Origin of the sequence: Hyphomonas pacifica, assembly GCF_000682675.1 — a bacterium.
In the GTDB taxonomy this organism is placed as follows: domain Bacteria; phylum Pseudomonadota; class Alphaproteobacteria; order Caulobacterales; family Hyphomonadaceae; genus Hyphomonas; species Hyphomonas pacifica.
In genome coordinates this window covers 193,531-214,073 of sequence record NZ_AWFA01000001.1, presented here as the reverse complement: position 1 = coordinate 214,073, position 20,543 = coordinate 193,531, and the positions used below count along the sequence as shown (strand labels likewise).

The window sequence follows — 20,543 nt, the reverse complement described above, 5'->3', positions numbered from 1 at the left end:
CGTTGGTGAGTAGATGGCCGGGAGTGATGATATTTTTTTCGATGAGATGCATGGAAAGGGAGAGGGCATTCGTGCGCCTTACTCCGATTACTGTGCGTGGTTGGAGAACAGAACAGCCAACGCCCTTCTGAAGAAGTCGCGCGATGCGCAGACCTTCTTTCGCAGGACGGGCATTACATTCAATGTATATGGCGAGACAGAAGCGGACGAGCGCCTGATCCCGTTTGACCTTGTGCCGCGTATTATCGGGGCAGGCGAGTGGGCGCAGCTCACCCGCGGCATTGAACAGCGGGTGAAAGCGATCAATGCCTTCCTGTATGACATCTATCATCGGCAGGAGATTGTTCGCGCCGGGCGTATTCCGGAGCATCTGATTAGTCAGAATGATGCGTTTCTTCCGCAGATGATTGGTTTTGATCCACCGGGCAGCATCTATACGCATATTGTCGGTATAGATCTTGTTCGCACCGGCCCGAATGAATTCTTTGTGCTGGAAGACAATGCTCGCACACCCTCGGGGGTCTCCTACATGCTGGAGAACCGGGAAACGATGCTGAAGATGTTTCCCGAACTGTTCTCTCAGGTTCAGGTTGAGAGAGTGTCCGGCTATCCCATGGCGCTTCGCAAGTCTTTGGAGCGGTCGGCCCCGGCAGTAACGCGCGACCGGCCGACTGTCGCGGTTCTGACGCCGGGCATACATAACTCGGCCTATTTCGAACACGCTTTCCTGGCAGACCAGATGGGGGTCGAACTGGTCGAGGGGCATGACCTTAGGGTCGTAAATGGCCGGGTCGCTATGCGCACAACGCAGGGCTATGAACCAATTGATGTGCTCTATCGCCGGGTCGATGATGATTTCCTTGACCCGTTGAATTTCCGGCCTGATTCCCTGTTGGGTGTCGCCGGCATTATGGACGCCTACAGGGCGGGAAGTATTGCCATTGCAAATGCTCCGGGTACAGGCATTGCCGATGACAAGGCGATCTACTCTTACATGCCGGACATTGTGGAGTTCTATACAGGCCAGAAGCCTCTATTGCAGAACGTTCCGACCTGGCGCTGCGCTGAAAAGGATGCGCTCGCTTATGTGTTGGAGCATTTGGAAGAACTTGTGGTGAAGGAGGTGCACGGTTCTGGCGGCTACGGCATGTTGGTCGGGCCTGCGGCCAGCAAGAAGGATGTTGCGGCCTTCCGTCAGAAACTGAAGGCCAAGCCGGCCAATTATATCGCGCAGCCAACACTTGCGCTGTCCACAGTGCCGGTTCTTACGCGGGGCGGCTTGTCCCCTCGCCATGTGGATTTGCGGCCATTTGTGCTTGTCTCTCCCGAAGGCGTGAACGTAACACCTGGCGGGTTGACGCGCGTTGCCATGAAGAAGGGCTCTCTGGTGGTCAATTCCAGCCAGGGCGGCGGAACCAAAGATACTTGGGTACTGAAGGGAGACTAGACCATGCTGGGCAGAACTGCCGCGGGTCTGTTCTGGATGGCCCGATATATGGAAAGAGCGGAGAATACGGCGCGCCTTGTCGAGGCGGGTTTCCGTATGGCGCTGACCCGTGCCGAGGCGGGAGAGGAAGAGTGGGGCTCCGTCATAACGGCGGCCGGGTGCCGGGACGCATATCTGGAAAAGCATGAAGTCATCCGAGGGGACAAGGTTGCTGACTTTGTCCTCAGGGACCGGAGTAATCCTGTGAGTGTTCTGTCGACGCTGCACACGGCGCGCGAGAATGCGCGGATGACCCGCACGGCCCTTACCCGAGAAATGTGGGAGTCGATCAATGATTTCTGGATAACGGCAAAGGAAGCCTTGCGCCGGGCACCGTCAGAGGCTGACTTGCCGGAAGTGCTGAACCTGATCCGTCAGCAGGGCGCGCAGGTGCGTGGTACGACGGCGGGCACAATGCTACGCAACGACATCTACAATTTCATATTTTTGGGTGTGATGATCGAGCGGGCCGACAGTACCGCCCGTATTCTGGACACGAAGTATTATGTGCTCCTGCCGTCCAGCGCATCGATCGGGTCTTCACTGGACAATGTTCAATGGGAGATGATCTTGCGGTCTGCATCAGCAGAGCGGGCGTTCCACTGGCTGAATGGTGGCAATATCACCCCCATGGCCATTGCGGACTTTCTGATATTCGACACGCGCCTGCCCAGATCGCTCGCTTATTGTTATGATACAATCAGTTTTCAGTTGCAGGGCCTGTTCGCTCAATATGGGCAGAGAATGCCATCGCATGATCTGGCAGAGTCTCTTGAGGCCCGCCTTACTGCCGCGTCCATCAAGAACGTTTTCCATGATGGACTGCATGAATTCCTGACGGACTTCATGGGCCGCAACGGCGCCTTGTCTTACCAGATCGTGCAAGACTACAGGTTCATGGAGTGAAGCAATGCGCCTGACTGTAGATCATACGACCACATATACTTATGAGCGCGGCGCGAGTTACGCGCTGCTGCAGGTGCGCAAGCGGCCACAGAACCTGCCGTCACAATCCATACTGTCCTGGGATCTTGTTCTTGATGGTGCCCGCAAGGAAGTCAGCTATTCCGACCATCATGGAAATCTCGTTGATCTGGTCTCTCTCGAGCCGGGTGCGGAGCGCGTGGCGATCACCTACAAGGGAGAGGTCGAAACGCATGATACCGCTGGCGTCTCTGGCGCGCATAACCAGCTTATCCCGCTCTGGCTGTATGAACGGGCGACCAAGCTGACCACGCCGGGAAAAGAGATCCGCGCCTTGGCAGACCGTTTCCCGGATGCCTCTCCAAAGGATGTGAATATTCTGCACGAACTGATGGGAGCGATCGGCGAGGCCATTATTTATGAGACAGATACCACTGATGCCGAGACCAATGCAGAGGAGGCGCTGAAACTGGGGCGAGGCGTCTGCCAAGACCATGCGCATGTGTTCATCGCCACGGCGCGGCTGCTCGGGTTCCCAACGCGTTATGTCAGCGGCTATCTGATGATGATGGACCGTGTTGAACAGGAGGCTGGCCATGCTTGGGCCGAGGCATGGGTCGATGGGCTCGGATGGACAGGCTTTGATGTCTCAAATCGCATCTGCCCGGATGCACGTTACATCCGCGTAGCAACGGGGCTGGATTATAGAGACGCGGCGCCTGTGCGGGGCCTTCTATATGGGGCCGAACGGGAAAATCTCGTAGTATCCATCCAAGTACAACAGTAAAGTGACAGCTGGTTTTCTGCGGAGGGATTCGGAGTGACGTATTGCGTTGCTTTACGGCTTGATCGTGGCCTTATCTTCATGTCGGACACGCGCACGAATGCGGGCGTCGACAACATCTCCAAGTTTCGCAAGATGTTTACCTGGGAAAAGCCGGGTGAGCGTGTGATCACAATTTTGACTGCAGGGAATTTGGCAACGACGCAGGCTGTGATCAGCCTTCTGGATGAGCGCCTCAAGGCACCCGAAGATCGTGATCCCAGCATCATGGCCGCAACCACCATGTTTCAGGTAGCCAATCTTGTCGGCGAGACCCTGAAGGAAGTGATCCGCACACAAGGGTCTGATGGTCCGGAATCTGAATCTCCCTTTGGCGCGACCATGATTGTCGGCGGTCAGATTGCGGGGATCGGCCCGCGCCTTTTCCTGGTCTATCCGGAAGGCAACTTCATTGAAGCCAGTGACGAGACGCCCTTCTTTCAGGTAGGGGAGACCAAGTATGGTCGCCCAATCATTCTGCGCGCCTATCGACCGGAGATGACCTTCGAAGAGGCGGTCAAACTGCTCTACGTGTCTTTCGACTCTACACTGAAGGCGAACTTGTCTGTTGGCATGCCGCTGGATTTGCAAACGATCGAGAGAGATACGTGCAAGGTTGCTGCCCAGCGTCGGGTAGAAGAGAACGATCCGTACTTCTCGACTATATCCTCACGTTGGGGCGATGCCTTGAAGCTCGCCTTCAATTCCCTGCCGGACTACGAATTCTAGCGAGGACCTAGACGACTTCCGGCACATTCTGGCGGTAAAGTTTGCGGGCAAGCTCAACGCGGGCCAAGGCGTCCATGCCCTCGGTATCTGCTTCCAGCGTCGCATTAAGTAGCGGGCGGATGCCGATACGGTTCGCAATCTGGATGGCGAGGCCAGGCCGGGCGTTCAGCTCCAGAAGCAGGGGGCCTTTGCCCTTGTCCAGTACGATATCAGCGCCGAGATAGCCGAGCCCGGTCACATCATAGGCCTTGGCGGCCATTTCCAGCATCGCGTCCCAGTGCGGCACCGAGAAATTCTTCAGTGGGTTGGCCGTATCGGGGTGAATGTCAGTCGTCTTGCCATTTTGCATACCGCTCAGCGTCTTGCCTGTGACAAGGTCCAGACCGACGCCGACGCCGCCCTTGTGGAGGTTGGCCTTGCCATCTGACTCTGCGGTCGGCAGTCGCACCATTGCCACAGCAGGTATGCCGCGCACCACAATGATACGAATATCGGGGACACCGCCAAACGAGATCGGATTGAATATCTCGTCAAATTTTACGCGGTATTCGAACATCGCCACATCCGGCTGGCCGCTGAGGCTGTACATGCCGGAGAGGATATTGTTCACGTGGAACCGGATATCCTCCAGAAGGGCGCGCTGGCCATTTGACCGGCGCCACCCGCCGCGCATCGGTTCCATAAGAACCTGAATGCCGTTGCCCTGTGAGCCATTGGCCGGCTTGATAACCACACCGTCCGGCTTGTCCAGATAGGATTCCAGATGGCGCATATGGAACGGGTTGGCGATTACGCCATACAATTCCGGTGTGGGAATCCCCGCGGCCATGGCGAGCCGCTTGGTTTCCCGCTTGTCGTCCACTAGACGGATCAGGCGGCGCGGATTCAGTTCATTGACGAGGCGGAGATTCCGCTCGTTAATCCCGAGCAATCCGGCGCGCCGCAATGCTCGATAACGCCCAATCATTTGCGCGTATCCAGTTCGCGGAAGCGGATCAGCTCGCTGAGACGCAGGCCGGTATATTTGCCCATCAGCAGGCAGATCGCCATGATCACGAGGAGCAGTTCAGGGAAGTTGAACATGAAATATTCAACTGTCTCATTGGTCATCACGAGATAAGCAGCGGATGCGACGAGCAGGCTGCCGAGCCCTTGCTTGATAGCATCTGTCGCAGAGTATTCTTCCCACACAATCGACATGCGCTCGATTGTCATCGTCAGGATGACCATCGGGAACAGGGAGATCGAAAGGCCAATGCGCTGCCCGGTATTTGACATCAGCTGTGCCACGACAGCCATACAGATGACAATGAAAACGACCACTGTTGCCAATCTCGGTACAAGTAGCAGCTTCAGTCTCTCAAGATAGAAGCGGACGGCAAGACCCAGAGCAATCAGGGCCGTGAACAGGATGATGCCGTTCAGCAAGGCGGTTTCCCGGAAGGCAATCCCGATCAGCACAGGCATGAAAGTGCCAAGTGTTTGCAAGCCGATGAACTGGCGCAGGAAAACCAGCATCAGGATGCCGACAGGAATGGTTACGATCACCTGATAGACAAGCTGTGTCGTGATGGGCAGGCGGTTGAAGCCGAACCATTGCATCGCAGACCCTTCATCGCGCGCGACGCGCTGGGCAACATCAGATACGGCTGCGTTTACAGGCTCAATGCTTACCTGCAAGTCCAGATCGGAAATGCCTTCGGCGCGGATGAAGTCATCCGTTCCGTGCCAGATCGTGAAAAACTCTTCAGGATCTAGGCCTGGGAAATACCGATGGTCGGCACCATCGGCATAATATTCCAGCCAGTGGTGAATCTCGGCGCGGCGACGAGCCTGGTCCAGATAGATACCATTTGCAACGCGTGCCGGAATACCTTGGGCGGTCAGGACATCGCGGGCCAGAGCCAGTCGGCTAATGGAGGATGGCAGGGTAGGCGAGAGCAGGGCCTCGACCTCATCAACGTCTTCATCCACGAAGATCTCCTGCAGGACGAGATCGGCAAGGGATTCATCATCGGCAGAGCGACGCCGCAGATCGGTCGACCAGACCAGAAAGGCCTGACGTTCAAGATCATTCTCGGTTTCTGGCGCAGCGCGTTGCAGCTTGCGATGCATGCCTTCCGGCAGCGGCGTGCTTTCGGTCTCCCCAACCAAGCGCGCGCGATAGCGCAGCACCTTGCGATCATTCGGATACCTGTAGGTCCAGATGGCGGTGCGACCTTCAGTGGATTTGGTATCCAGCCGCAGACCGAACGCGCCATTATAGAACTGTTCCTGGGAAACTCGGCGGCTCTCGCTATTGGAGGGAATGAAGGTTTCCAGCCGGACGGGCTGATTGTTGGTGTCGAAATCCAGATAAATTTCGAAATCCCACGTCGTTGTGCGGGCACCCGGCGACAGGGGGTAATCGTATCGCACAACTTTTGTGGCGAAGATGCTCAGCCCGATAATTGTCAACAGAAGGGCGAGCAGTCGGGTATGGGTGAAACTATTCACGGTCGTCTTTTTCGCAGCTGCCTTCGGCGGTGAAGGTCGATGCCGAGTCCACTAGAATACGGGAGGCCATGAATTCACGACCAACGAGGAAGTCATATTCGAAATCTTCACGATCCGCCAGATTGACCTCGGCGAGTCCCTTAACGCCGCCAATGCAAATAGGCAGGTGAATGACAGGCCGGCGAATCGTGCCGCCTTTCTTAAGCTTGATCAAAGCGAAGCGTCTTACATTCTGGTCGTAGCGAACCGTGCGCCCATTCTTCCCGATAAGACGGAAGCGGACCCAGTCATCCTTGCCAGACTTTTTGTAAATATGGACATCACGCGCGAAGACCGAACTGGAATCGGCACCGGTATCCAGCTTGCCTTTCATTTCCAGGCCCAATTTGCCAACATAGACGTTTTCGACAAATCCCATAACAGTGGAATCGCTGGTGCGGTCACTGCTGTCGGCGTATGCTGCCGTTGCCATCATGGGTGCTAGGGCCGCCGCAGCCAAGAGATGTTTCAAGTTCTTCACGCAGGCGTTTCCTTGTTACGTCGGTGTTCCGTTGGTGCGGCTTTTCCCGGTCACTAGCATGCCGGTTTGGGACACGATAGCCGAGTGGTTCACTAGGGGTTCCCAATAAGGGACGCAAGGGTGCTGGCAAGTTTCAAAAGCCGGATAATAATCCCTGCGAAATACCGATTTCATGGCAATACTAAGGTCAAGCTGAGGCCCCTCTGTGGTGCGCATCTTGCATGCACTTCTACAGAATGCATGGGTCGTACCTTCCCGGAAAAATGCACACGCAAAATAGATTTATGAAATAAATCCACTTTGGGTTGCTTTGTTGGCTTTGGGGGATAAGCTTCTGTTCAGAGCTGACTAATGGGTGGGCTTTGTTTGCAGAGATGTCACGCATTGTGGTGATTCTTGGGAGTATAGGGTCCACGATAGGTGATAATTGAGTCTAGTCTAGAGGATTCGAAGAATTCGAATCTGGTGTGAGCGAGAAGGCTTATGGGGTATTCAGGCGATCAATTTCTCTCCCGCTTGCGGGAAGAGGTCTGTGTCGATGAAAGCGGAATTCCGGTAAAGGCGGGGGAGGGGCGTACTTGCTTCCCTCCTATCTATCCCGAATGGTTGGGAGATCGGGCCTTTGCACAGGCGCATGGCGCTCGATTCAATTATGTCGTTGGTGAAATGGCAAGAGGCATTGCCACGCCGCGCATGGTGATCGAGGCAGTTCGGTGTGGCTGTGTTGGTTTTTATGGCAGTGCCGGACTGCAGCCTGATGCGATTGATGTGGGTCTGAAAGAGGTCAAGTCCGTGCTTGGGCCGGATCAGATTTCCTGGGGCGCCAATCTTATCCACTCTCCGCAACAGCCCGGATATGAAGCCAGAGTGGTCGACCTGTTTCTGGAGCGAGGTGTGCGCCGGCTGTCGGCCTCAGCCTATATGCGCCTGTCTCCAGAAATCGTGCGTTTTACCGCTTTGGGTTTGGCCCGCGCCAAAGATGGCAGCATCACACGTGCCAACCATGTTTTTGCGAAAGTCTCCCGCGCTGAGGTGGCTGAGCAGTTCATGGCACCCGCACCTGAAAACATTCTCAAGGCATTGGCCGCGGAAGGGCGTATAAGTGAGGCGCAGGCCGACCTGGCTGCGCAGGTTCCGGTCGCGCTGGATATCACGGCCGAGGCTGATAGCGGCGGCCATACGGATAATCGGGCTGCGGCCCCGCTCTTTTCATCCCTGTGTCTCGCACGTGACCGTGTGATGGAGCGGTCAGGAATCGACGCCAACATGATCCGCATTGGCCTGGGCGGCGGCATTGCAACTCCGCACGGGGTCGCTGCAGCTTTCCAGATGGGCGCGGCTTATGTGCTGACAGGCTCAGTCAATCAGGCAGCGGTCGAGTCCGGACTGTCGGAGCGCGCGCGTCAACTGCTTGCGAAAGCGGGCCCGGCAGATGTGACCATGGCACCCGCCGCAGATATGTTTGAGCAGGGCATTGAGGTTCAGGTGCTGAAGCGTGGAACCCTTTTTGCGATGCGAGCGCGCAAGCTCCATGCGTTTTACCGGGCAGGTGCATCTTACGAAACAATGAGTACGGAAGATCGCAAATGGCTGGATGGCGTGTTGGGCGAGTCATTTCCTGCGGCCTGGCAAAAGACGCGTGCCTATATTCAGAAGGCAAACCCCAAAGAAGCCTCACGTGCCGAGACAGATGGCAACAAGCGCCTGGCATTGGTGGCGCGGCGGTATCTTTTCATGGCGGCTCAATGGGCGCGCGACGGTGAGGAAGACCGCGTCTCGGATTACCAGATCTGGTGTGGTCCGGCACAGGGCGCGTTCAATGAATGGGCTGCGGGGACATTTCTTGAGCCGATCAATAATAGAACAGTTCGTCAGATTGCCCTCAATCTGATGGAGGGGGCGGCGCATCTTTCCCGCGCAGGACAGATGCGGGCCTGTGGGGTTGCTGTTCCGCCGACAGAGTTTTCTTTCAAGCCGCGGCATTTCCTGTGACGCGCAAGGGTGATGAGGAACACACTAACATGACATCCAGGTCTGCCATTCCTGTCGCCATTGTAGGCATGGGCGCGATCTTTCCGGGAAGGGGAGACGTCACCGGCTTTTGGCGGGATATTATGGAAGGACGGGACCTGTTATCAGATGTACCCGCCAGCCACTGGCTGATTGAGGATTACTATGATCCTGATCCGAAGGCGCCAGACAAGACATATGGGCGGCGCGGCGGATTCATTAATCCGCTGGCTTTTGACCCCGTAACCTTTGGCATTCCGCCCAAGGCCATGCAGGGGACGGATTCCGCCCAGCTATTGGCCCTGATTGCTGCGCAGATGACGCTGGAAGATATTGAACGCGACAGCAAGGGGCTGATTGACCGTAGTCGGACCAGTGTCGTTTTGGGTGTCGCCTCTGCGACGGAGCTGACCGCGCACATGGCAGGCCGTCTTCAGCGCCCTGCTTGGGTCAATGCTATGCGGGATGCTGGCGTGGTTGAAGATGAGGTTCAGGACATCGCAGGCCGCATTGAGGCGCATTACGCCGAATGGCAGGAGGCGACATTTCCGGGCCTGCTGGGGAATGTTGTTGCGGGACGGATTGCGAACCGTCTGGATTTGGGTGGCAGCAATATGGTGACGGATGCGGCCTGTGCGTCCAGTCTCGCGGCACTACAGATCGCCATAAATGAGCTGCGCCTTGGCGACAGTGATATGGTGCTGACCGGCGGGGTCGACGCGCTGAACGACATCCTTATGTATATGTGCTTCTCCAAGACGCCGGCGCTGTCTCCAACGGGAGATTGTCGGCCTTTCTCAAATGAGGCCGATGGCACGATGTTGGGGGAAGGCGTCGGCATGCTGGCCCTGAGGCGCCTTGAAGATGCCGAACGTGATGGCAATACGATCCATGCGGTTATTCGTGGGATTGGCGCATCGTCAGACGGTAAGGGCACGGCAATTTATGCGCCTGTTCCTGAAGGTCAGGCAAAGGCGCTGAGGAGGACTTATGAGCAGGCGGGGTATGGTCCGGATGCGGTCGACCTTGTCGAGGGGCATGGCACGGGCACACGTGCCGGGGATAAGGCCGAGCTCGACGGCCTGCATCTTGTCTTCGGGGAAGGCGCCGAAACCCCATGGTGCGCGCTGGGCTCCATCAAATCCCAGATAGGACATACAAAGGCCGCGGCGGGCTCGGCCAGCCTGGTGAAAATGGTCAATGCGCTGAGCCGCAAAGTGCTTCCGCCCACCATCAAGATTGAAGAACCCGCCGATGTTATCAAGGACAGCAAGGTCTTCTATCTGAATACGGAGCCGCGTCCCTGGATCAGCCCGCCAAAGCGGCCGCGACGTGGGTCAGTCAGTTCCTTTGGGTTTGGCGGCAGCAATTTCCATGTGACCCTTGAAGAGTATGTCGGCGCGCGTGCGGTGCGGCCATATCGGGTTTTGCCGGCAGAGCTGTTCCTGTTCTCTGCAGAGACGCCTGAGGAACTGGCGGCGTCGATCAAATCCGTGTGCTGTGAAGTGCCCGAAGCCGATCTCGCGCTACGTGCCTGCCGTACGCATGAGGGGTTTGACGCTAGAGCCGGGGCAAGGGCCGCGATCATAGCAGAAAACCCGGCTGATCTGATTGGCAAGGGCGCTGCGCTGGCTGGCCAGATTGAGGCCCGAGAAGTTGGCAAGCGGCCACTTAAGCAGGATTGCGCAGCGTCTCTCGACCCGCCGGTTGAGGGTAAAGTGGCTTTCATGTTCTCGGGGCAGGGCAGCCAATATGTCGGAATGGGGAGCGATCTTGCAATGGCTTTCCCGGCTGCGCGTGAGATTTGGGATCGTGCCGCAGGTCACAAGAGGACGGGTGACCTGCGCCTTGACCGACTGGCCTTTCCGCCCAACGCGTTCGACCAGTTGGATTTCGGAACGCAGACCCAGCGGCTGACAGAAATGCAGCATGCTCAGCCCGCCATCGCTGCTGTGGCGCTGTCGCAGCTTGCGCTGCTGGATACCCTGGGCCTGCAGCCGGACATGACAGCCGGACACAGTTTTGGTGAGATCATGGCTCTGCATCAGGCTGGTGTCATGGATGTTGATACGGCCCTGACCGTGTCTGCAGAGCGCGGTGCGCAGATGGCTGTGGCGGCCAGTGCATCTGAAGGCGCGATGTTGGCCGTGCAGACCGATGCGGACACAATCAATGGGCTGATTGAGAAAACCGGGCTGTCCGTCGTGCTGGCCAATGACAATGCACCAGACCAGATTGTGTTGTCAGGTACTGTCGAGGAGATTGAGACTGCGCAACAGGCTTGTGACGAGGCTGGCTTCAAGGCGCGGCGCTTGCCAGTGGCCACAGCCTTCCATTCGGAAATTGTTGCAGAGGCTGTTACGCCGTTCGCCAAGCTTTTGGCGAAGCAGAAACTGCGAAGCCCGAAACTGGATGTCTATGCGAATGCCACCGCGAGAAAGTATGCGTGCAAGGTGGCTGAGTTGCCAGACTTCATTGCCGGGCAATTGGTGCAGCCCGTGCGCTTCCGGGAACAAGTCGAAGCGATGCATGCGGCAGGCGCGCGGATCTTCGTTGAAATTGGTCCGGGCTCTGTTGTGTCAGGTCTTGTGGGAAATATCCTGCAGGACAAGGAGCATCTTGCTGTGTCGCTGGATCACAAGCGACGCAATGGTGTGAACCAGTTCCTGGCAGCATCCGCGACGCTAGCCGTCTCAGGAGTCTCCTTGGACTTTGTGAAGCTGTTCGAGGGGCTTCCGCCTCAACCGGAAAAACCAGCGCCATCAAAACATGCCGTGATGATCTCAGGCGCCAATTACAAGAAACCTTATCCTCCTGAAATAGGTGCGGCTGGAAAGGCTGCGCCGAATATTCACAAACCGGTGCGTGAAGCTGTACCGGCTCCCAAAACTGCCCTTCCAGAACAGACAGGCTCTCCTCTCATGACAAAAGATACTCCTCCTGCTCATTCCATATCTGCCTCCGGCGAACCGGCCATGAGTGCTGCGCCTGCAACCGTTTCAGATCGGATCATTTCAGAGATGTCCCTGCGGCATTCTGAATACATGTCGGTAATGACAAGCGCGCACACAGCTTTCCTGAATGTGGCAGGGCAGATTGCTGGCGTGGCCGGACATCAGCCTTCAACGCCGCCGCGGCCTCCTGCGGCACTTCCTGCGCCAGTGGTCCCGCACGCACCAGCGCCTGTGCCAAGCGGACGCCCGAATGGAAGCTATACCTCTGTGCAGCCACCCGTGCCTGCTAAACCAGCGGCACCGGCCGAGCCGGTTGCGAAGCCTATAGCCCGCGCACCTCAGCCCGCTGCTGTGCAAGCAATCAAAAATGTCTCGAATGATGACTCGTTGGGTCTGGTAAGAGGTATCATTGCGGAGAAAACGGGGTATCCGGAAGATATGCTGGAAGCCGATATGGATCTTGAAGGCGAGTTGGGTGTAGATTCCATCAAACAGGTCGAAATTCTGTCGACAATTCGCGAGCGCATTCCGGCGCTTCCGGAAATCGATCCTGAGCAATTGGTCGAATTGCGCACCATCGCCGCAATCGCCGAGATGATTGATGGCGCAGGCATTGGTGCTTCGTCGCAAAAAAACGGAGCCGCGGAGCCCTCTATCATGGCGCCGGTCTCTAATGCGTCCGCGCCGGTTACGGGCGGTGTAACGGCTGATTCAGTGCGTGCGCTCATTGCGGAAAAAACAGGCTATCCGGAGGATATGCTCGAAGACGACATGGACCTTGAAGGCGAGCTGGGTGTGGACTCCATCAAGCAGGTCGAGATTCTGTCATCCTTGAGAGATCAGTATCCGGAATTGCCAGAGGTGGATCCGGAAGAGCTGACGGAACTTCGAACGATCCGGGCGATTGCCGATTTTTTCAGATAAGGGACGGCGGAACGCCGCCTGCGTTCTCCCGTCCCCTTGCGGATGCACCGACTGAACCAGAGTATCAAAGCCGTGTGAGAGTAGTTTCGCTTCAGCCTTGCAGCGCTATAGGGCAAGGCCATCCCATGCAAGAGCTGGGGATAATCTCTGTCACCGAGGGTGCGCCTGAGCTGGCTTCTGGCCTTGTTCAGACACTGCGGGATGCAGGCGCCACAGCTTGTCTGCAAGACAGTGCCCAAGCGGTGAATGCGGCATATGTTATCATGACCGAAGGATTGAGCGAGGAGCCGATTACAGAGCGCCATTGGCGGGTTCTCGAGACCTGTCGGCGACTGCAACATGAAGGGCGTAAGCTGATCCTTCTTGAGCGAGCGCAGGCCGATGAGCTGACGCACCTCTCGGGTTTGCAGGGGCTCTCCAGAACCCTCTCGCAGGAATGGCCGGGTACGGATATTGTGACCTGGTCGCTTGAGGGGCGTGGAGACGCTGACTTCCCCGGCATTCTTCAGGCGCTGTCTTCGGGGTTTGGAGATGTCATCTTTGCGGGACAGCATGCGTATGAGCTGAAAGTCTCGGGCGCTTCTCTCCAGTCCCGATGTGCGCAGAGTGACCGAAATGTCTGGTTCGTGTCTGGGGGGGGCAGGGGGGTTACAGCTTCTTGTGTCAGCCGTCTGGCGCGAATGCAGCCCGATTCGGTCTTCCTGTTGGCTGGGCGGTCTCCGATTGTGGAGTGGCCTCAGCATCTGCCCGTGATGACGGATATCAAGTCACTGCGAATGGCCCTGATACAGGATGCAAAGGCGCGGGGTCTGAAGCCTGCATTACCAGACATAGACAGGCAGGCAAAAGTCTTGCTGGCCAGCGCTGAAATCCGGCAGACCCTTAATGCCATTGAAACAGCGGGAGCCGAGGCGGTTTATCTGAGGACGGATGTATCCGATGCCGATGGGCTAAAGCATGCCATGCAGGATGCCGTTGCGCAATATGGTCCGGTTACGGGGCTCATCCATGGGGCCGGCGTCCTGGCGGATAGTCTCGCCGACAAGAAGACACCGGAAGACGTGCAACGCGTCTTCCTCCCGAAAGTCGAGGGCTTGTTGAGCATTCTGGCTTGCCTGGATATCTCCCGGCTACGGCATGTGGGCCTTTTTTCATCTGCTGCGGCTGTATTCGGCAATGTGGGTCAGAGTGATTATGCCATGGCCAATGCCTGGCTGAATGCGGTGGCGCGTGAGCTGTCCCATCAGCTGTCGGATGCCATTGTGAAGAGCTTCTGCTGGGGGCCATGGGAAGGCGGCATGGTGGATGACACATTGGCGGCGCATTTTGCCCAGCGCGGCATTCAACTGATCAGTCTGGAAGACGGGGCCCGAATCTTTGCCGATCAAATCCTGTTCGGTGAGCCGAGTGAAACAGAATTGGTTATCGGAGACGAGTGGACATCATGACAGGCACTTGCCGGTTTGAACCCATCGCAATCGTTGGTCAGGGCTGTGTACTGCCTGGTGCGTTGACGCCTGATGCCCTCTGGCAAATTGTACGTGACCGGCAGATCGTCTATGGGCCTGTGCCTGCGCGGAGACTAAAAGGCGCGTCTGCAGAGCGAAATGAGGGGTATGTTTCTGGTCTGGTCGAGGGGTTTGAGAGTGTTTTTGACCCGGAGCGTATTCCGGAAGCTTATCGCACATCTGTCGTGTCTGACCCCGTCTGCGCATGGCCTGTCCATGCGGCGATAGAGGCATGGGAGGATGCGCGGGTTGCACGCTCGCGGCGTGCCAAAACGGGCGTGTTCGTGGCCAATCTCTCTTATCCCAGTGCAGCGCATGCGGCATATGCCGCGTCTGTCTGGTCAGGGGAAAATTCTGGCGCACCTGAAAGTGCCTTTAATTCTGCGCTGCCGGCCCGCTTGATCTCCCAGGTTTTGGGGCTGGGCGGACCGGCATTCTCGCTGGACGCGGCCTGTGCCTCATCGCTCTATGCGTTGGAAACTGCCTGCCGTCGCTTGCAATCGCGTCAGCTCGATTATGCCGTTGTTGCGGCCGTGAATGCGGCAGATAATCTGATCCTGCATATCGGCTTCGATGCCCTAAAGGCTCTTAGCCCGACGGGAACATCGAGACCTTTCGTGCAGGGGGCGGATGGCCTAGTCCCGTCAGAGGGCGCTGTTTCAGTCGTACTGAAACGGCTGAGTGACATTACGCGCCGCGATAAGGTCTACGGAGTTATTCGCGGGGTTGGCCTGTCGAATGATGGACGCAGGAAAGGCCTACTGGCCCCATCAAGGGAAGGGCAGCTGGAAGCAATGCGTCAGGCATATGCCATGTCCTGTGTGTCTCCTGACAGCGTCTCATATCTTGAATGTCACGCAACCGGCACACCAACAGGAGACAGTGTGGAATTACTCGCCTCTGCGCAGATGTTTCAGCGGGGTGATGCACTTTCCATCGGGTCGCTGAAAGCGAATACGGGTCATTTGATCACCGCTGCAGGCCTCGCCAGCGTTCTTAAGATGACGTCCGCTTTCGAGCACGGAGTTTTGCCTGCCACCCCCATAGATGGGAGCCTGATTGAGCCAGCCAGTGCATCGGGTTTGAGAGTCATTCAGCAGGAAGAAGTCTGGCCTGAGGGGCCGCGTCTCGCAGGCATCAGCAATTTTGGATTTGGCGGAAACAATGCGCATTTGATTCTTGAGCAATACAGCCCAGCCGAAAAGCAGTTCCAGGTGAGACTGCCAGAGCCCTATGACGGGGACATAGCGCTCGTCGCAACGGGGCTGCTCGCGGGTCAGGATAGGGGGAGTGAGGCGGTGCTCCGCCGGCTTATGAATCATCCTCTGAAGCCGTCCGAACCCTGTCAAAATATTGGCGCGGATGCCATCAGTGCCCGTACCCCCCCAAGGGACCTTGCAGAGGCAGAACCTCAGCAATTGGCCATTCTGGATGTTGTGCAAGAGGCTCTGGCGTCGGCAGGGGATGTCGATCAGGGGCGCACAGGCGTTTTTACGGCCATAGGGTGCGCCGCGGATTCTGCTCGCTGGCTGCTGCGGGAACGGCTTGCTGGTCTGGTCGGCGGCGCTGCGGGTGCGGCTAGGCTCGCCGAAATGCAGAATCGCATTGCGCCTTTCTTAAGTGCAGCCACGGTACTCGGCGCGATGGCCAACATGACGGCAAACCGACTGACCTATGCCAAAGACTATCACGGCATGGGCTTTTCCGTCTCGGCGGATGCGGCATCAGGGTTGGCGGCGCTGGATCTGGCGATTGAAGCCTTGCGCAATGGGACCATCGACACGGCCATTGTTGCCGCCGCTGATTTTGCCACCGAGCCTGTCCGGGCCATGGCCTTGTCTAATATGGGGTTGACGGAGTGTCCGGGGGATCAGGCTGCGGCCCTGATCCTGAAACGTGTGGAGGATCTTCCCGATTCTGACTCGTCACATTTGGGAATTGTACCGGGTGTGTTCTGGAAGGCGACACCGGCCAGTCGACCGACATCCCTCCAAGATGCCTATGGATATGCGCCCTGCGCAGACACTGTTTTCTGCATGGCTGTGGAAGCTCTGGCGTCTGCACGCGGATTGAAGATTTCGGATGACGGCGCGATGCCGGATCTGGGTAGTTCAAAGAAAACTCTGCGAATTGGTGTGGCGGAGACGGCGGTCAATTCCGCAGGCTATGCCGAGTTCCTGCCTGCATCGCCGCGGACTGTCGGAGATCCCCTCAGGCCCGCGCCGTATTTGTTCTGGGCTGCAGGCAAGGACAAGGATGCGCTGGCAACGAAAGTCGCATCGGGCAAAACCGGCGGACGAGGTGCCTGTCGCATCGCATTGCTGGCGTCCTCCGCAGAGGAACTGGAAGCAAAGAAGACAGAAGCGCAGATATATCTGTCGCGCGGTGAGGCGCCTTCCGGAGACGGCGTACACTTTGGCGAAGGCAAGGCCAAAGGGGAATTGGCCTTCATGTTCACCGGCTCTGCCGCCGTCTATCCCAGGATGGGGCGCGGTCTTTTGATGGCTTTCCCGGACCTGCGCCAGAAACTGTCCGGTTTGGACAAGGCGCAGGAGATTGCTCCATTGCTGATGCGCTCCAGCCTCAGCGAGTTTGAGCAATTATGTGCGGGTACACTGATCAGTCAGGCTCATGCGTTCTTGCTGATGGGCATATTAGGTATCAAACCACAGGCGGCATTGGGGCTGTCGCTGGGCGAGAGCAATGCGCTGTTTGCATTCGGCTTTTGGGATGATCCGGGCGCTCTGCTGGATGAGATTTCTGATGCGGCAATGTATGAGCGCCATCTTGGTGGCGACTTTGAAACAGCACGAGAGGCCTGGGGCCCAAATGTTCCCTCTGACTGGAGCAATTGGCGCGTGCAGGCATCACTGGAAAATGTGCGTAGAGAGATTGCCCGCCAACCCGGCGTGGAAATTACGATCATTTATTCCGACCGCGACTGTATGATTGGCGGCCCTTCAGAGGCCTGTCGCAGCGTGTGCGATGCGTTGGGGCGTGGATCTGGCGCTAAGATGCACCAGAATTTGATCGTGCATGCAAAAGCCATGAAGCCGTTTGAGGAAACCTGGCGCAGATTGCATACGCGCAAAGTTCATTCTGGCCCTAAAGTGCGCCTGTATGCTAATGCCGTGAATGGGACCTACACACCAGATAGTGAGACGGTCGCGGACATGCTGACCCGTCAGGCTGTCGATACGGTCGACTTTCCCAAGACGGTTCTTCAAGCCTGGCAGGATGGTGTACGGACATTTGTTGAGTTGGGGCCTCGCGATACGCTGACCCAGTCCTTGCCGTATATCCTGAAAGACAAGCCTTTCACCGCTGTTGCCACAGACAGGATTGAGTCTTCTGATCTTGCTCAGGTGGCGGAACTGGCCAGCGTACTGTTTGCTGAAGGCCGTCAGGTGCGAATGAAGCGGGTAGAAGAAGCCTTGGCCGAAGCCCGGTCCAATGCGTTGCCGCGACCAGAGAAATGGTCTGTCACGCGGGAGGTGCCCTATGCGCGCCCCGTGGTTCCGCAGTTGGCGCATTGTGCTGTTTTGCGGATCGCGCCACAGCAGCCGTCTTGCTGCTATCCGAAAGCCAAGCCTGTTTCTCACTTAGAAGGTTTAATTGCCTTTCCACCGCCCCCAAAGGATCGGCCATTGCCGGATCCGAAAAAGGTGGTGAGTGGGGGAGAGCCCTTGTTGCAGCGCTCGCCCTGTGGACCCTCTTGGGAATATGAGGCGATTGAGGCGTCCACCCGCGGGAAAATGTCTGACTTTTTCGGAGAGCAGTTCCGTCAACAAGATGCGTATGCCCGTCAGGTGCGTTTGCCTGCGCCGCCCTTGCTACTGGTGGACCGTATCACCGGGATAGATGCAGAGCCCGGCATTGAGTCAAAGGGCGTTATCTGGACTGAAACAGATCTGAGTGCTGATCAGTGGTTCATGCATGATGGGCGGATAAGGCCGGGGCCGCTGATTGAGTGCGGTCAGGCAGACCTCACTCTTATTGGCTGGATGGGCGCTGACTTTCGCAATCAGGATGAGCGCGTTTACCGACTTTTGGGGTGTGAGATCACCTTCCATGAGGGCGGATTTCCGGAGCCCGGCGATACACTGCGCTTCCAGATCGAGATTACCGGCCATGCCACACTGGCGGATGTTCGCATGTTTTTCTTCCAGTATGACTGTTGCATCGGCAACAGACCTGTTTTCTCGGTCCGCAACGGTCAGGCAGGCTTTTTCAGTGATGCAGAGCTGGCGGCAGGAAAAGGTGTTGTCTGGTCAGCTGAGCGGGATGGTCCGCCCACGGTAGAGGTAAACCCTTTCCCTGCGGAGCAGGCTAGCCGGAAAAAAGCTTTTTCGCCGGCGGATCTCGATGCCTTTCGCCAAGGGGATATTTATGCCTGCTTTGGGGAGGGGTTCGAACTTGCGGCTGCGCAGTCGCGCCCTGCCTGTCTTCCGGATGGCAAGCTGGAATTGTTCGATGATGTCGAAATATTTGATCCAAAGGGGGGGCCTTGGGGCAGGGGGTATCTGAAGGCGCGCGCAGCGGTGCCTGCCGATATCTGGTTCTATCAAGGCCACTTCCATGAAGATCCCTGCATGCCCGGAACCTTAATGGCCGAGGCAGCGGTTCAGGCCATGGAGTTTTACGCGGCGGCGGCAGGGCTAACGCTTGAGCGTGATGGATATGTTTTTGAGCCTGTGCCTGGGCATACGGCGCAATTCATTTGCCGGGGGCAGGTTATTCCAGACCAGGTCCATGATCTGGCATATGAAGTTTTCATTGATGAAATTATTGATGGAGATACGCCGGAAATCTATGCGACGTTGCTGGCGAGTTCAGACGGTAAGAAAGTGTTCCACTGTCCCCGTTTCGGATTGCGTCTGAGGCGCACCTGGCCTGCTCCAAGACAGAACAGGCAACCCCGCCGCATTGGGCCACAGCAGGAAAGCCGGGGAGACTATGCGGCTCTGCTGGATTGCGCGAATGGTGCGCCGTCGGCTGCCTTCGGAGACATGTATACGCGGTTTGATCATGAGGGGATCGTGCCGAGGCTTCCGCAGCCACCTTATCACATGATGACGCGCGTCATGGAGGTCTCCACACGACCCGGCGTGCAGGAGGTCGGCGCGGCGGTGCGCTGTGAGTATGATATTCCTCCGCAGGCATGGTATTTCCAGGACAATGGCAATGGAGCTATGCCATTTGCGGTGTTGTCGGAAATTGCCCTTCAGCCATGTGGCTGGTTGGCCAGTCACTGCGGATTTGCCCTGTCTGGCGCATTGAAATTCCGCAATCTTGAGGGCAATGGCCATCTCTACAGGGAAGTTTTTCCAGGGGACAAAACGCTCGTCATCGAGAGTAGTCTGTCGGGTTTCTCACGGGTCGGCCCTATGACAATTGTGTCCTTTGACGTCACTGTGTTGTGTAAGTCAGGGGAGAGAGTGCTGGATCTGAAGACGCAGTTTGGTTTTTTCCCGTCGGGAGCATTGGCCCGTCAGGCGGGACTGTCTAACAAGCCGCATTTCAGTTCAGCTTACGCTCTGCCTTCCAAAGTTGTTGTCGTGGAAGACGATCAAGCCTTGCTGGCAAAGGGGCAGCTTTGCATGCTGGATGATGTTGATTATTTTGACGCAGAAGGCGGTGAGGCGGGGCTTGGCTTGATCCGTGGACGTCAGGCCGTCGATCCTCACGCCTGGTACTTCAAGGCTCATTTCTATCAAGACCCGGTGCAGCCTGGTTCTCTTGGGCTGGACGCGCTCGCGCAATTGCTGGCTAGGGCCATGCTGTTGAAAGGTCTGCACAGCAATATAGCCAAGCCGAGATTCGAGACACTTGCCAGCGATCACCCTGTGCAATGGAGCTATCGTGGTCAGGTCACGCCTGACAAGAAAGAAGTAGTCACCGTGATAGAAATCACCTCAATTGAGCAACAGGAAGACCGCGTCGTTGCGACAGCGCGCGGTAGCCTCTGGCGGGATGGCCTCCGAGTCTATGAAGTTGCAGAGATGAGCCTCGCCCTCGTCGACGCATCCTGACCCTTGAAAGACCCGTAAAAAAGAGGACGACGCCAGGCGGATGGTTTCTGCCATACGATCCCGCCTCTGTCGTCTACACTATGATACGGAGTGTTCACAAAAGATACGTGGCATATCTTATGACAAGATCATTATGT

General features: G+C 57.0%; 11 protein-coding genes. 8 read left to right on the top strand and 3 right to left on the bottom strand.

Annotation, left to right across the window (positions count from 1 at the left end; all coding sequences use genetic code 11):
- The first annotated feature begins 13 nt into the window (after nucleotides 1–13).
- The 4 genes from HY2_RS00960 to HY2_RS00945 are packed head-to-tail and all read left to right on the top strand — an operon-like array spanning nucleotide 14 to nucleotide 3,962.
- The gene (locus HY2_RS00960) at nucleotides 14–1,447 is read left to right on the top strand and encodes a circularly permuted type 2 ATP-grasp protein (protein ID WP_034823725.1); all 1,434 of its coding nucleotides are present in this window, start codon (nucleotides 14–16) and stop codon (nucleotides 1,445–1,447) included.
- Nucleotides 1,448–1,450: 3 nt separating this feature from the next.
- On the top strand, nucleotides 1,451–2,392 hold the full coding sequence (locus HY2_RS00955; protein WP_034823716.1) for an alpha-E domain-containing protein: 942 nt from the start codon (nucleotides 1,451–1,453) through the stop codon (nucleotides 2,390–2,392).
- 4 nt (nucleotides 2,393–2,396) lie between these two features.
- On the top strand, nucleotides 2,397–3,197 hold the full coding sequence (locus tag HY2_RS00950) for a transglutaminase family protein (RefSeq protein WP_034823714.1): 801 nt from the start codon (nucleotides 2,397–2,399) through the stop codon (nucleotides 3,195–3,197).
- Nucleotides 3,198–3,230: 33 nt separating this feature from the next.
- Nucleotides 3,231–3,962, top strand: a complete 732-nt coding sequence (locus tag HY2_RS00945) for a proteasome-type protease (RefSeq protein ID WP_034823713.1) — start codon at nucleotides 3,231–3,233, stop codon at nucleotides 3,960–3,962.
- 7 nt (nucleotides 3,963–3,969) lie between these two features.
- Here HY2_RS00945 and HY2_RS00940 read toward each other — a convergent pair whose 3' ends face one another.
- The 3 genes from HY2_RS00940 to HY2_RS00930 are packed head-to-tail and all read right to left on the bottom strand — an operon-like array spanning nucleotide 3,970 to nucleotide 6,933.
- Nucleotides 3,970–4,929: an alpha-L-glutamate ligase-like protein gene (locus HY2_RS00940; protein WP_034823712.1), complete on the bottom strand. Its 960-nt coding sequence runs from the start codon at nucleotides 4,927–4,929 to the stop codon at nucleotides 3,970–3,972.
- Nucleotides 4,926–6,458: a UUP1 family membrane protein gene (locus tag HY2_RS00935; RefSeq protein WP_051594579.1), complete on the bottom strand. Its 1,533-nt coding sequence runs from the start codon at nucleotides 6,456–6,458 to the stop codon at nucleotides 4,926–4,928. The genes HY2_RS00940 and HY2_RS00935 overlap by 4 nt, the downstream gene beginning before the upstream one ends.
- Nucleotides 6,451–6,933 carry an ATP-dependent zinc protease family protein gene (locus HY2_RS00930; protein WP_034823711.1) on the bottom strand — a complete coding sequence of 161 codons (483 nt, stop codon included), beginning with the start codon at nucleotides 6,931–6,933 and terminating at the stop codon, nucleotides 6,451–6,453. The genes HY2_RS00935 and HY2_RS00930 overlap by 8 nt, the downstream gene beginning before the upstream one ends.
- A 528-nt stretch (nucleotides 6,934–7,461) precedes the next feature.
- Here HY2_RS00930 and HY2_RS00925 point away from each other — a divergent pair.
- The 4 genes from HY2_RS00925 to HY2_RS16515 all read left to right on the top strand — a co-directional run bounded on the left by HY2_RS00925 (nucleotide 7,462) and on the right by HY2_RS16515 (nucleotide 20,406).
- Nucleotides 7,462–8,970 (top strand): PfaD family polyunsaturated fatty acid/polyketide biosynthesis protein, encoded by a 1,509-nt coding sequence (locus HY2_RS00925; protein WP_081814852.1) that lies wholly within the window; start codon nucleotides 7,462–7,464, stop codon nucleotides 8,968–8,970.
- 29 nt (nucleotides 8,971–8,999) lie between these two features.
- Complete coding sequence (locus HY2_RS00920; protein WP_051594578.1) at nucleotides 9,000–12,866, top strand: type I polyketide synthase; 3,867 nt, start codon at nucleotides 9,000–9,002, stop codon at nucleotides 12,864–12,866.
- Nucleotides 12,867–13,129: 263 nt separating this feature from the next.
- Nucleotides 13,130–14,314, top strand: coding sequence for an SDR family NAD(P)-dependent oxidoreductase (locus HY2_RS16520; RefSeq protein WP_158533965.1), 1,185 nt, complete (start codon nucleotides 13,130–13,132; stop codon nucleotides 14,312–14,314).
- Entirely contained in the window at nucleotides 14,311–20,406 is a 6,096-nt protein-coding gene (locus HY2_RS16515; protein ID WP_051594576.1) for a type I polyketide synthase, read from the top strand. The genes HY2_RS16520 and HY2_RS16515 overlap by 4 nt, the downstream gene beginning before the upstream one ends.
- Nucleotides 20,407–20,543 lie beyond the last annotated feature (137 nt).